This is a genomic window from Enterobacter cloacae complex sp. P38RS (assembly GCF_014930775.1).
Taxonomy (GTDB): Bacteria; Pseudomonadota; Gammaproteobacteria; order Enterobacterales; family Enterobacteriaceae; genus Enterobacter; species Enterobacter bugandensis.
Genome location: NZ_JADBRS010000001.1, coordinates 128,150 through 140,539, shown reverse-complemented (window position 1 = coordinate 140,539; position 12,390 = coordinate 128,150). Strand labels below are relative to the sequence as shown.

Below are 12,390 nucleotides of genomic sequence, written 5' to 3'. Positions count from 1 at the left end.
AGGTTATCCTTGCATCTGCGGCTTGTGCGCGGTGACGTGAATATAGCGGCCAAGGCTGACGAACGGCTCCTGGCGGCAATACCGCGTTTCTAATTCTGTTAAGGTGTCAAAACAGTCACGCTGTTTGTGTTTTTCACGCAGATAATCATGAAACACCCTGACGCCCGTCTTCCCGACGATCTGCCAGCCAATCTCTTCCAGCCAGCCGTAAACCTGCTGCGGATCGCGCGGATAGTCCGGGGAAAGCGTGCGTTTTTTCTTTTTCGGCATCCCGACCTGAACATAGTCGAAGTTCCCTGCCACCATGTTGTGCATCAGGAAGCCGTTAGCATTGTAGAACATCAGCGACAGCGTACCGCCCGGACGTAACATTGACCACAGGGTTTGTAACACGCTTTGCGGATCGGCAACCCATTCCAGCACCGCATGAAACAATATCAGATCAACCTGGGTTTCCAAATGCTGCGCGATGTCCTGAGCGGCGCATTGTATAAAATGCATGTTGTCGCTCACACCTTTCTCTTCTGCCGCACGCGTCGCGCGGGCGACCATTTCAGCAGAAAGATCGCAAAGCGTGACGTGATGACCGCGTTCAGCCATTTTTATCGCCGTCTGCCCTTCACCACCACCGGCGTCCAGCACGCGCAACGTTTGACCACCGAACGTCGCCAGAATAGTGTCCAGATCCTGCCACAGGATCGTCTGACGGAGCTGTCCTTTCGTGGTGCCATAAATGTTGCGCGAAAACTTTTCCGCGATGTCATCAAAATTGCGATCCCGCATTGGGAGAGTTCCACTCGCTAACTGCAAAACCGCTATTTTGTCACACCCGCGCGGAGAATGAACCTCTCTGGTGTAATATCACCGGTAATCATCTGCTGTATGGTCAAAAAAGGAACCAAAAAGGATGCTTTTTACCCTTAAGAAATACGTTGGAGGGATGATGCTTCCCCTTCCGCTACTGCTTATCATCATCGCGCTGGGGCTGGCGCTGGTGTGGTTTAGTCGCTTTCAGAAGAGTGGCAAAACGCTTATTACGTTCGGCTGGCTGGTCCTGCTGCTGCTGAGCCTGCAGCCAGTGGCGGATGGACTGCTGCGCCCCATCGAAAACAGGTACCCTACGTGGCAGGGAAACCAGAAAGTTGATTACATCGTTGTGCTGGGCGGCGGGTATACCTGGGACCCTGACTGGGCCCCCAGTTCGAACCTGATCAACAACAGCCTGCCGCGGCTAAACGAAGGTATTCGTCTGTGGCTGGCGAATCCGGGATCAAAAATGATCTTCACCGGCGCGGCGGCCAAAACCAACCCGGTGAGCACGGCTGAAGCGGGGGCCAGAATCGCGGAATCGCTCGGCGTACCGCGTTCCTCTATCATCACGCTGGACAGCCCAAAGGATACCGAGGAAGAGGCTGCCGCGGTGAAGCAGGCGATTGGCGATGTTTCGTTCTTACTGGTGACCTCCGCCTCGCACCTGCCAAGAGCGATGATTTTCTTCGAGAAGCAAGGTTTGCACCCGCTTCCCGCACCGGCAAACCAGATGGCCATCAGCGCGCCGCTCAACCCATGGGAACGGGTGATCCCCTCTCCGATGTGGTTGATGCATAGCGATCGCGTCGGCTACGAGACGCTCGGACGCCTCTGGCAGTGGCTGAAAGGCTCGTCAGGCGAGCCAGGGCAAGAGTGATTTAGCCGCCAGATCGAAGTTGGCGCGATTGAAACGTCCGGTGTTGACCAGCTGCGCCACTTCGTCCCAGAGCAGATAAAGCCAGCGGCGCCAGAGAAACGCCTCTGCAACGGGCGCGCGTTGAAGGTAGTGCCACAGTAAACCTTCCGCCGCCCCGCTGTCGCTGAGCCTGAACAGCTCATATTCCCGCGGTGCCCAGAGCATGATCCCCGGCCCTAGCATCGCCAGGAGCTGATCGCTGCGGGAGTCTTTGAGCATACTGCGCAGAGTAAAATTGCCGTGGATCAGCACGCAGTTGTCGTTAAAGCCGTCGAACAGCGCCGGTAAGCACTCGCGGGTGCGGAACAGAATACGTTTGTCCTGCATGGTCAAACCGGTATTGTTGAACTGGTTAAGCGTCCCCCACAGCACTTCCACCCGCTGGCGATACCACAGCGGCCACAGGTTTTCCTGGGTGCTGTCAACCGGACCAACAAGCCCGCGGCTATCCTGTCGGTGCCAGGCCAGCAGCGCCTCAACAATCTGATCTTTCAGCTGTTCCCAGCGTTCCGGCGTACGCGCGGGCGCTTCAACCGGCACACCGCGTAAACGCTCAATCAGCAGTACGTCCGGGCCGGGATGTTCCTCGTGGGTCATCACGCCGTACACGGTCGGCATACGGACGGTTCCCTCCCGTGCCAGCATCGACATTTTCCAGGCAAGCTGCCTGGCGACGCCCGGCGACGAGAAGCTTCGTGCCATCAACGGCATCGGGTTGCCCTGGCCGTCATACAACGACCAGAGCGCGGTATCGACCTTTTCACTCACGCATTCGACCCGGCTTAACTTCTCACCCAGCAGATGGCTAAGTTCGGCACGCAGCTGTTCCATATGAGATTACCCCCATTAAGACTACTGCTTTTATAATGAGCGCACAGCGTGAAGATGTCACCCGGAAGAGATCAATTAGGGTAAAGAAAGGGGAATTTGCGGGGAGAGGACATCCCTCCGAAAGGAGGGATGCAGGCGGGATTAGCGCAACTCGGCGCGGACGCGCTCAAGATCTTCCGGGGTATCAACGCCCGTTCCCGGTACTTCGCGGGCAACGGCAACGTGGATTTTTTCGCCATACCAGAGCACGCGAAGCTGCTCCAGCATTTCGATATGCTCCAGCGGGCTCGGCGCCCAGGCTACATAGCGGCGAATAAAGCCGGCGCGATAGCCGTAGATCCCAATATGACGCAGGAAAGAATCACCGATGGTCTCTTTAGAGAGCGCAAAGCGATCGCGATCCCATGGAATCGTAGCGCGGGAGAAATAGAGCGCATAGCCTTCGGCATCCATCACCACCTTCACCGCATTCGGATTGAATACCTCTTCAGCATGGTGAATAGGCACCGCGAGCGTCGCCATACCGACCTGACGCTGCGCCAGGTTTTCCGCCACCTGACGGATAATAACGGCCGGGATCATCGGCTCGTCGCCCTGCACGTTGACGATGACCGTATCGTCACTGAAACCACATTTCTCAACCACTTCCGCCAGACGCTCGGTGCCGGACTGGTGATCGGCGCGGGTCATGCACACCTCACCGCCTGCGGTCTCAACCGCACGGGCGACATCAGGATGATCGGTTGCAACGATAATGCGGTCGGCACCGGTCTCACGCGCCCGCTCAAGGACATGCACAATCATCGGCTTGCCGTTGATATCTACCAGCGGTTTACCCGGCAGACGCGTTGAGGCATAACGTGCAGGAATAATGACAACAAAACTCATGGTTTGCTCTCTTCTGCCACCAGGGAACGGGCTTCATTTTCCAGCAGTACCGGAATGCCGTCACGCAGCGGGAAGGCCAGACTGTCCAGCTTGCAGATCAGCTCCTGTTTGTCCTGGCTGTAGTAAAGTTTGCCGTTGCATACCGGGCAGGCAATAATTTCAAGTAAACGGTGATCCATAGTTCCTCCGTATGGGTAATCGCTAAAGCTTAACACATTCCCTTTTCAGGGCGTGCCTGTTTCCCAGCCACTTCGACAGGATGTGAATAACCCGTCAGGTACCCGGCCAAGCGTTACGTCGCGAGCCTCCTGCCAGCGCGCGAACTCGCTAATGGCGGACGTTAACCCTTTTTCCAGGCTCGCCGTGACCCTGATGCCCTCTTGCAGATAAAGGGCAATGACTTCAAGCGTGCCGGTCTTGCGGTGCATTTTGGCATCCATGCGTCCGACCAGTTGTCCCTTGTGCAGCAGCGGTAAAACAAAGTAGCCGTATTGCCGCTTTGGCGCCGGGGTATAGCATTCCAGCCGGTAGCTGAAGTCAAACAGCTGCTCGGCGCGTTTTCTGTCCCAGACAACCGGGTCGAACGGCGACAATACCGCGCTGTGGGTCGCCTGAAGTTTGGCCTCCAGGGCCTGAGGCAATAACGGGAGGAGTTCCGCGTGCAGCCACATTTCGCCCAGCGTTTCCACCATAACGGGAATAACTCGCTGTTCACGCTGCCACATCTCCAGCAGAGGCTTCAGCGCAGGCTGACGGAGGCGGTAATAGTCTGCCAGCCATTGCGGACGGAAAATGCCCAGGCTGCGGGCGCTGTTCTCCAGCATGATGGCCTCGGCCGCCTCCTGAGTAAGCAGATCCCGATCGTCGTCCCAGTGAGGCATCACGCGATGCGTCAGATCATAAACGCGCTGAAAATTACGCCGTTCAATGACCATGACTTTGCCTGACGTGAACAACCCTTCAAGATGACGCTTGTGCGGCTTCCACTCCCACCATCCGCCTGCACCTTTGCGCGGATGTTCAAAATCGGCGGATCGAACGGGGCCGTTTTCCTCAATATGGCTGATAAGCTGCTCTATTTCGGCCTCATGTTCCTCCATCCACGCCTGCCGGTATTTCCATCCCATCTTTTCCGGAGCAAGCATACGGTGACGCACCAGGGCGAAATCGCTACGGGGCAGGAAGCAGGCTTCGTGAGCCCAGTACTCCATCAGCTCCCCTTTGGAGAGCGCCTCATCCAGCCACTGCGGAGGATAACTCCCCAGGCGGCTAAACAGCACCAGGTAAGGGCTACGGGCGACAATGTTAATGGTGTCGATTTGGAGCAGCGACATGCGCTGGACGGTAGAGAGGATATCGGCAGGCTGCGCGCGGCAACGGGGCTTTTTGAGCAGCCCCTGCGCGGCAAGGTGTAAATGACGTGCGGCTGAAAGCGAGAGTTGCGGTAAAGACATGCGTTTTCCTGTCAGTCAAAGCGCCACCAGAACCGCGTAAGCCTCTACTGCACCAACGCAATCAGTTCCTTAAGCAATTGTTCCGGCTGTTCGCCGCTGAGTTCAGCGTCAACCGGCAGATACCACCAGTTTTCTTTCGCAAAGGCACGGCATTTCACCGCATCTTTTTCGGTCATAATGAGCGTCTGGCCAGGCGCGGTAAGCGCCTCAACCTGCTCTGCCACCAGCGCCTGATGGTCAGCCAGCGGAACGCGTTTTTCCAGCCGGGCGCCATACTGCTCCAGCGTCGCGAAGAAGCGCGGCGGATGACCAATACCCGCCATTGCCACCAGCGAAGGCAGTTCTGCAACCGCCCGGCGTTCACCCGTCACCAGGTTGACCGCCATTCCCGGTAACAGACGCATAGGAATTTCACCCGACTTTGCTTCACCGCCGTTAACAATCACCGCATCAACGGACTTCAGACGCGAAGCGCGTTCACGCATGGGGCCAGCGGGCAGCCACCAGCCGTTGCCGAAACGGCGAACGCCGTCGATAACTACAATCTCTTTATCACGCGCCAGAGCGTAATGCTGCAGGCCGTCGTCAGTGATGATGATTTGTGCCGCGTGTTCAGCAAGCAGGGCCTGCACGGCGTCGCTGCGCACCGGGGAGACCGCAACCGGCGCACCGGTACGCTGGAAAATCAATACTGGCTCATCACCCGCTTCTGCGGTCGTGGTTTCCGCCGACAGCAGCAATGGGTAGTGCGCCGCTTTACCACCATACCCACGCGACACCACGCCGGGGCGGATGCCGCGTTTTTGCAACTGCTCCACCAGCCAGATCACCACTGGCGTTTTGCCGTTGCCGCCCGCCGTGAGGTTACCCACCACGACAACCGGAACCGGCGCGCGCCAGGCACGCTTGATCCCCAGACGGTAAAACAGGCGAATAATGCCGCTCACCAGGCCGTACAGCCAGGAGAGCGGCAAAAGCAGCAGCCACAGCGGGGATTCACCGGACCAGATGCGTGCAATCATTCGCCGAACTGCATCTTATGAAGCTGGGCGTAAACGCCACGATGTTCCAGCAGATCGGCATGGCTTCCGCGTTCAACAATGATGCCGTCCTCAACCACGACGATCTCATCTGCCTGCTCAATAGTGGACAGACGGTGCGCAATCACCAGCGACGTACGGTTCTTTTGCAGTTCATCCAGCGCCGACTGAATCGCGCGTTCAGATTCCGTATCCAGTGCAGAGGTTGCTTCGTCCAGGATCAGTATCGGGCTATCGCGCAGCAGCGCGCGCGCAATGGCGATACGCTGGCGCTGACCGCCGGAGAGCAGTACCCCGTTTTCACCGATGATCGTGTCCAGACCGTTATCCATCTTGTTGATAAAGTCCATTGCATACGCCATACGCGCGGCGTTCTCAATCTGCTCACGGCTGTACTCGTCAGTGCGTGCATAAGCAATGTTGTTGGCAACCGTATCGTTGAAGAGATGCACGTTCTGAGAAACCAGCGCAACCTGGTTACGCAGCGACTGCAGGGTGTACTCCCGCAGATCGTGACCATCCAGCAGGATCTCACCTTCGTTAATATCGTAGAAACGAGTGATGAGGCTCGCAATGGTGGATTTACCGGAGCCGGAGCGGCCTACCAGCGCAACGGTTTTACCTGCCGGAATCGTCAGGTTGATATTGCGCAGAGCCGGCGTTTCGCGGCCTGGATAGGTGAAGGTCACGTTGCGGAACTCCACGTCGCCACGCGCGCGCTCTACCTCGCGTGTACCTTCGTCTTTTTCCTGTTCAGAATCCAGAATGCTGAACAGCGTCTGGCAGGCGGCCATCCCGCGCTGGAACTGGGCGTTCACGTTGGTCAGGGATTTCAGCGGGCGCATCAGGGCAATCATCGAGGAGAAGACTACGGTGATAGTACCCGCCGTCAGCGTCTCCATTACGCTCGGGAAGCTTGCCGCATAAAGAACGAACGCCAGCGCCAGTGAGGCAATCAGCTGAATGATCGGGTCAGAGATGGAAGAGGCCGAGACCATCTTCATCCCCTGCAGACGCATTTTGTTGCTGACTTTGTCAAAGCGTTTGGTTTCAACTTCCTGACCGCCGAAGATCAACACTTCTTTGTGCCCTTTCAGCATCTGTTCTGCGCTGGTCGTCACCTGCCCCATGGTGTTCTGCATATTCTTACTGATATTGCGGAAGCGCTTTGAGACGACGCGGATAGCAATGGACACGACCGGTGCCAGCACGATAAGGATCAGCGACAGCTGCCAGCTGTAATAGAACATCATTGCAAACAGACCGATGATCGACGCTCCTTCGCGCACGACGGTAATCAGCGCGCTTGAAGAGGAGGAGGCAACCTGCTCTGAATCGTAGGTAATGCGAGACAGCAGCGTCCCGGTGGATTGCTTGTCAAAGAATGAGACCGGCATGCCCATCATGTGGCTGAACAGACGACGGCGCATGGTCATAACCACTTTCCCGGAAACCCAGGAAATGCAGTAGCTGGAGATATAGCTGGTGATACCACGTAAGATCATCAGCCCGATAACCACCAGAGGCATCCATAGCAACACTGAGCGATCCGTTTTACCAAAACCGTCGTCCAGTAACGGTTTGAGGAGCGATAACATAAAAGTATCGCTGGCTGCGTTGAGGATTAACGCTACACCCGCCACGATCAGGCCTGCTTTAAAGGGTGCAATCATCGGCCAGAGTCGGCGGAAGGTTTGCCACGTGGAGAGATCTTTGTCGTTATGCATTCAAAAAACCAGCATTTGTTGAAATAGCCGCATATTCTACCCGTTATCTACGGGCGCGCCAAACCACTGATGATACCAGGGGGGTAAAAATTGATCCCGCACGCGCCGGATTTGCCAGCGATGGTGCGAAAATGTCACCGATATTTGCCCGGAATGGGGGGTATCGTGCCAGATATATCCCTCTTTTCGATAGCGCCAGACTACTTTAGCAGACGGGAATCGCCATGCGTTATAGCGGGCCGCTGAATCCAGAGCTATCAGCCCCTCAACCCGCTGTACCAGCGGCAATGACGACGAGGTATTGCTGCCGTGATGAGGTACCTGTATGAGGGTGGACGTCAGATGCTGCCAGTAATGGCTAAGCATAGCCTGTTCTGCCTGTGCTTCAATGTCTCCCGTCAGCAGAACGCTCTGCTCGCCGTCGTCAATTTTTACCACGCAGGAGTGATTGTTACCCTGAGCCGGATAATTTTCAGTGGGCCAGTGGACGGTGAACGTTAACCCCTGCCATTGCCATCTTTGCCCGCGAAAGCAGGGACGATGCCCGGTCTGGTGCAACGGACTTCTTACCCACATTTCGGGCCATGTTTTTTGCAGCGATACAAGGCCTCCCGCATGGTCGAGATGCTCATGGCTGAGAATAACGCCTTCCGGCTGCAGATGATGCCAGCGCAGCCATGGAATAATTAACCGCTGTGCACTATCCCCGCCCGGCCAGGCAAGCCCGGTATCGTAAAGAATGGCTTTTCCCTGTCGTTCAATAACCATTGCCAGTCCCTGCCCCACGTCCAGCATATGGAGCGTCCAGGCGTCGCTTTTCGCCGTCCGCCAGAGGGGAGAAGCCAGCAAGACACATCCCGCCAGACAAACGGCAGGAACGGTTTTCCAGGCACGGAAACGCCAGCCGATGAGGATAAGCCACGGCAGTAACGTCATGTACTGCCAGCGCTGGTCCACACTCTGCCAGCCGTCTGGCAGGCGCATCAGCAACCAGAACAACCCGGCAAGCGTCTTATCGGCTGCATACCAGATGCCGCTTTCCAGCCCCGCCAGCGGCAGCAGATGGAGCAGCATGCCGAGTAAAATCAGCGGTACGCAGACAAACGTCACCAACGGCACGGCAAAGAAATTGGCGATCAACGATGAAATGCTAAAGCCATGGAAAATCAGAACCTGTAGCGGCATGAGAAGTAACAGCATGCCGACCTGCAGATAGACCAGGTTCAGCAGCGGACGTATCCGGCGAGCCCACTGCCAGTGAGGAAGCGGCAACCACTGAAACCAGAAAATCAGCGCGGCGACGGCAAATGCAGACAAAAGCAGACTCTGCGAAAGTATGGCTAAGGGATCGCTTATCAGGATCGCCGCGACACAGCAGATCCACACCTGCCATGGAGACCATTGCCGGGAACCGATCCGCAGCGCCGCCAGTACAGCAAGTGCGATGACCGTGCGTAGCGCGGGCGGTTGCAGACCGGTCAGCCAGGCGTAGAAAGCAGCAAAGAATAACCCTGCCAGCAGAGGCATTTGCCAGTTGACCCGATGGCAAGGTAATAAAAACTGAAGCCCGCGCACAAGAAACCAGACGATGGAGGCCGCCAGCGCGATATGCAGACCAGAAATCGCCATCAGATGCAGCGTGCCGGTTTCACGCATCAGGTCTTTTATTTCCCTGGGGACATCCAGACGTTCTCCCATGCCCAGCCCGAGGATAACCGCGCCCCAGCGATAAACTGAAAGTCGGTTTTGCAGCGATGTCAGGTATTGCGCTCGCAGGCTGCAGCGTCCATCGATGAGTTCTGCATGGGTAAAACGCCCACTTAGCGTTTGATGGCGGGCAATAGCGCTGCGCTGGGGGTCATACCCTCCGTCGTTCAGTTCGCCGTGTACAGGCCTGAGCCGGAGCGTCATCGCCCAGCGCTGACCGGCACACGCTTTCTGCGGCAGATAATGACCATAAAGCGTTACGCCTGTTGACGCCCACCAGCGCTGGCCATCAACGGTGAGTATTTTTCCCTGATGCACAGTTGCACCATCAGTCGCGGCGATCTCCACCTCGGCCTGCACGGCACCTGCGGTTAAATGCTGCATCGGCCAGACGCTCTCTTGCGCGGCCAGAATGCCCCACACGCAAAATAACAGCGTCATCCCCACATACTTCAGCCGTACGTTTTGGCGTGCGGCCAGTGCAACTGCGCCAGCCATCATTATCCAGATGGTATAACGCGATGGCAGTTCAGGTAACCAGAGTAATGGGGCTATCGCCAGAATGGCGCTGATACCTAAAGCGGGAATTCCCATTGCTACCTCCCTGTTTCTGGGTGGCAGTATGCGGGCAGATCGAGCGGGGTGTCAGGTGTGAAAAATGCAATCTATAGCAAGCGCTGCAAGGTTTTTAGCGCGTTGCAGAAAATGCAACTTAAAATGCGAGACACCTTCAGAATGAAAGTGACGGAGACAAAAAAAGCACCCGCAGGTGCTTTCTTTCGAACCCAGTTTAACCGGCTGGCTAAACTCAGTTGCCGTAAATATTGGCGCGATCGCGCAGTTCTTTACCCGGCTTAAAGTGTGGAACGTACTTCCCTTCCAGCTCGACTTTATCACCAGTTTTCGGGTTACGCCCGGTACGTGGAGCACGATAGTGCAGAGAAAAACTACCGAAACCGCGGATTTCAATGCGCTCGCCCTGGGCAAGAGTGGAGGCCATATGCTCCAGCATCTCTTTTACGGCATCTTCCACTGCCTTGGCAGGGATATGCGGTTGCTGACTGGCAAGTCTTTCAATCAATTCTGACTTGGTCATGATTCCTCCGGTTCCTTTCAAACCAATTAGCTGAACAGCTCATTAAACAAGGGCGGCCGTAGCCGCCCTTTGTTATTGATTACAGGACGAATCCTGTAATCTGTCAAGTTTGCTCCTCATCCTTCGCGCTGTAAATGCGTTACAGCTCAAATGATGCTGAGAACCTGATATTACTCGCCTTTAGCTGCTTTGAAAGCTTCAGCCATTGCGTTGTTAGAGAAGTTTGCATCTTCCTGTTTGTTAACAGTTGCGATTGCATCTTTCTCATCAGCTTCGTCTTTAGCACGAACAGACAGGCTGATTGCACGGTTCTTACGGTCAACACCGGTGAACTTAGCTTCAACGTCGTCGCCTACGTTCAGAACCAGAGTGGCATCTTCAACGCGGTCACGTGAAGCTTCAGAAGCGCGCAGGTAACCTTCAACGCCGTCAGCCAGTTCTACGGTTGCGCCTTTAGCGTCAACTGCAGTCACTTTACCGTTTACGATTGCGCCTTTCTTGTTCAGTGCAACCCAGTTGTTGAACGGATCTTCTGCGAGCTGTTTAACGCCCAGGGAGATACGCTCACGCTCTGCGTCAACCTGCAGAACAACTGCAGCGATTTCGTCGCCTTTTTTGTATTCACGAACTGCTTCTTCGCCTGCAACGTTCCAGGAGATGTCAGACAGGTGAACCAGGCCATCGATGCCGCCGTCCAGGCCGATGAAGATACCGAAGTCAGTGATAGACTTGATTTTACCTTCAACACGGTCGCCCTTGTTGTGGGTTTCCGCGAACTGCTGCCATGGGTTGTTTTTGCACTGCTTCAGGCCCAGGGAGATACGACGACGTTCTTCGTCGATATCCAGAACCATCACTTCCACTACATCACCAACGTTAACAACTTTGGATGGGTGGATGTTTTTGTTGGTCCAGTCCATTTCGGAAACGTGCACCAGGCCTTCAACGCCTTCTTCGATTTCAACGAAGCAGCCGTAGTCGGTCAGGTTGGTTACGCGACCAGTCAGTTTAGTACCTTCTGGGTAACGCTTAGCGATAGCTACCCATGGATCTTCGCCCAGCTGTTTCAGGCCGAGGGATACACGAGTACGCTCGCGGTCGAACTTCAGCACTTTAACAGTGATTTCGTCGCCCACGTTCACGATTTCGCTTGGGTGCTTAACGCGTTTCCACGCCATGTCGGTGATGTGCAGCAGGCCATCAACGCCGCCCAGGTCAACGAATGCGCCGTAGTCAGTGAGGTTCTTAACGATACCTTTGACTTCCATGCCTTCCTGCAGGTTTTCCAGCAGCTGATCGCGTTCTGCGCTGTTTTCGGATTCGATAACGGCACGACGGGAAACAACAACGTTGTTACGCTTCTGGTCCAGCTTGATTACTTTGAACTCAAGCTCTTTGCCTTCGAGGTGCAGGGTGTCACGGACTGGACGAACGTCTACCAGTGAACCTGGCAGGAACGCACGAATACCATTCAGCTCAACAGTGAAGCCACCTTTAACTTTGCCGTTGATAACACCGACCACAGTTTCAGCTTCTTCGTAAGCTTTCTCCAGCGTGATCCATGCTTCGTGACGTTTAGCTTTCTCACGAGACAGCAGGGTTTCGCCGAAGCCGTCTTCTACTGCGTCCAGAGCAACGTCAACTTCGTCACCAACCTGGATTTCCAGCTCGCCCTGGGCGTTTTTGAACTGCTCAGCCGGAATGGCGGACTCAGATTTCAGACCGGCGTCAACCAGTACTACGTCTTTGTCGATAGCAACAACAACACCGCGAACGATGGAACCCGGACGGGTTTCGATTTCTTTTAAGGATTCTTCAAACAGTTGAGCAAAAGATTCAGTCATGTTTAATCTTCAGGTTAATATTAACGTCCACCTGGCTCCGTGCCGGATGGGGTTGTTTCACATACCCGCCGTCAATC

At 55.6% G+C, this 12,390-nt stretch carries 11 protein-coding genes; 1 reads left to right on the top strand and 10 read right to left on the bottom strand.

What is annotated here, in order from left to right:
• Positions 1-3: 3 nt before the first annotated feature.
• Positions 4-783, bottom strand: coding sequence for a tRNA uridine 5-oxyacetic acid(34) methyltransferase CmoM (gene cmoM, locus IM303_RS00615; RefSeq protein WP_028012576.1), 780 nt, complete (start codon positions 781-783; stop codon positions 4-6).
• Between the two features lie 124 nt (positions 784-907).
• On the opposite strand from cmoM, the gene elyC reads away from it, so the two are divergent.
• Positions 908-1,687 (top strand): envelope biogenesis factor ElyC, encoded by a 780-nt coding sequence (gene elyC, locus IM303_RS00610; RefSeq protein ID WP_048999374.1) that lies wholly within the window; start codon positions 908-910, stop codon positions 1,685-1,687.
• Here the strand turns inward: elyC and IM303_RS00605 are convergent.
• The 9 genes from IM303_RS00605 to rpsA form a co-directional block, all read right to left on the bottom strand.
• On the bottom strand, positions 1,664-2,557 hold the full coding sequence (locus IM303_RS00605) for a YcbJ family phosphotransferase (protein WP_028012574.1): 894 nt from the start codon (positions 2,555-2,557) through the stop codon (positions 1,664-1,666). The genes elyC and IM303_RS00605 overlap by 24 nt on opposite strands.
• A 141-nt stretch (positions 2,558-2,698) precedes the next feature.
• Entirely contained in the window at positions 2,699-3,445 is a 747-nt protein-coding gene (kdsB, locus tag IM303_RS00600; RefSeq protein ID WP_193359492.1) for a 3-deoxy-manno-octulosonate cytidylyltransferase, read from the bottom strand.
• Entirely contained in the window at positions 3,442-3,624 is a 183-nt protein-coding gene (ycaR, locus tag IM303_RS00595) for a protein YcaR (protein WP_006174474.1), read from the bottom strand. The genes kdsB and ycaR overlap by 4 nt, the downstream gene beginning before the upstream one ends.
• 45 nt (positions 3,625-3,669) lie before the next feature.
• Positions 3,670-4,899, bottom strand: coding sequence for a winged helix-turn-helix domain-containing protein (locus IM303_RS00590; RefSeq protein ID WP_193359491.1), 1,230 nt, complete (start codon positions 4,897-4,899; stop codon positions 3,670-3,672).
• 44 nt (positions 4,900-4,943) lie between these two features.
• The gene (gene lpxK / locus IM303_RS00585; RefSeq protein WP_193359490.1) at positions 4,944-5,921 is read right to left on the bottom strand and encodes a tetraacyldisaccharide 4'-kinase; all 978 of its coding nucleotides are present in this window, start codon (positions 5,919-5,921) and stop codon (positions 4,944-4,946) included.
• A complete protein-coding gene (gene msbA, locus IM303_RS00580; RefSeq protein WP_028012570.1) occupies positions 5,918-7,666 on the bottom strand; it encodes a lipid A ABC transporter ATP-binding protein/permease MsbA in 1,749 nt (582 codons plus the stop codon). The genes lpxK and msbA overlap by 4 nt, the downstream gene beginning before the upstream one ends.
• A 36-nt stretch (positions 7,667-7,702) precedes the next feature.
• Complete coding sequence (locus IM303_RS00575) at positions 7,703-9,967, bottom strand: ComEC family protein (protein ID WP_193359489.1); 2,265 nt, start codon at positions 9,965-9,967, stop codon at positions 7,703-7,705.
• 214 nt (positions 9,968-10,181) lie between these two features.
• On the bottom strand, positions 10,182-10,469 hold the full coding sequence (gene ihfB / locus IM303_RS00570) for an integration host factor subunit beta (RefSeq protein ID WP_008499965.1): 288 nt from the start codon (positions 10,467-10,469) through the stop codon (positions 10,182-10,184).
• A 170-nt stretch (positions 10,470-10,639) separates the two neighbouring features.
• Positions 10,640-12,313, bottom strand: a complete 1,674-nt coding sequence (rpsA, locus tag IM303_RS00565) for a 30S ribosomal protein S1 (RefSeq protein ID WP_008499966.1) — start codon at positions 12,311-12,313, stop codon at positions 10,640-10,642.
• Between the last annotated feature and the right edge of the window lie 77 nt (positions 12,314-12,390).

What these genes read in the sequence shown, in the direction of transcription:
- ihfB (WP_008499965.1), bottom strand. Translation starts at nt 10,469, where the DNA reads ATGACCAAGTCAGAATTGATTGAAAGACTTGCCAGTCAGCAACCGCAT.
- IM303_RS00590 (WP_193359491.1), bottom strand. Translation starts at nt 4,899, where the DNA reads ATGTCTTTACCGCAACTCTCGCTTTCAGCCGCACGTCATTTACACCTT.
- ycaR (WP_006174474.1), bottom strand. Translation starts at nt 3,624, where the DNA reads ATGGATCACCGTTTACTTGAAATTATTGCCTGCCCGGTATGCAACGGC.
- elyC (WP_048999374.1), top strand. Translation starts at nt 908, where the DNA reads ATGCTTTTTACCCTTAAGAAATACGTTGGAGGGATGATGCTTCCCCTT.
- lpxK (WP_193359490.1), bottom strand. Translation starts at nt 5,921, where the DNA reads ATGATTGCACGCATCTGGTCCGGTGAATCCCCGCTGTGGCTGCTGCTT.
- IM303_RS00575 (WP_193359489.1), bottom strand. Translation starts at nt 9,967, where the DNA reads ATGGGAATTCCCGCTTTAGGTATCAGCGCCATTCTGGCGATAGCCCCA.
- kdsB (WP_193359492.1), bottom strand. Translation starts at nt 3,445, where the DNA reads ATGAGTTTTGTTGTCATTATTCCTGCACGTTATGCCTCAACGCGTCTG.
- rpsA (WP_008499966.1), bottom strand. Translation starts at nt 12,313, where the DNA reads ATGACTGAATCTTTTGCTCAACTGTTTGAAGAATCCTTAAAAGAAATC.
- IM303_RS00605 (WP_028012574.1), bottom strand. Translation starts at nt 2,557, where the DNA reads ATGGAACAGCTGCGTGCCGAACTTAGCCATCTGCTGGGTGAGAAGTTA.
- msbA (WP_028012570.1), bottom strand. Translation starts at nt 7,666, where the DNA reads ATGCATAACGACAAAGATCTCTCCACGTGGCAAACCTTCCGCCGACTC.
- cmoM (WP_028012576.1), bottom strand. Translation starts at nt 783, where the DNA reads ATGCGGGATCGCAATTTTGATGACATCGCGGAAAAGTTTTCGCGCAAC.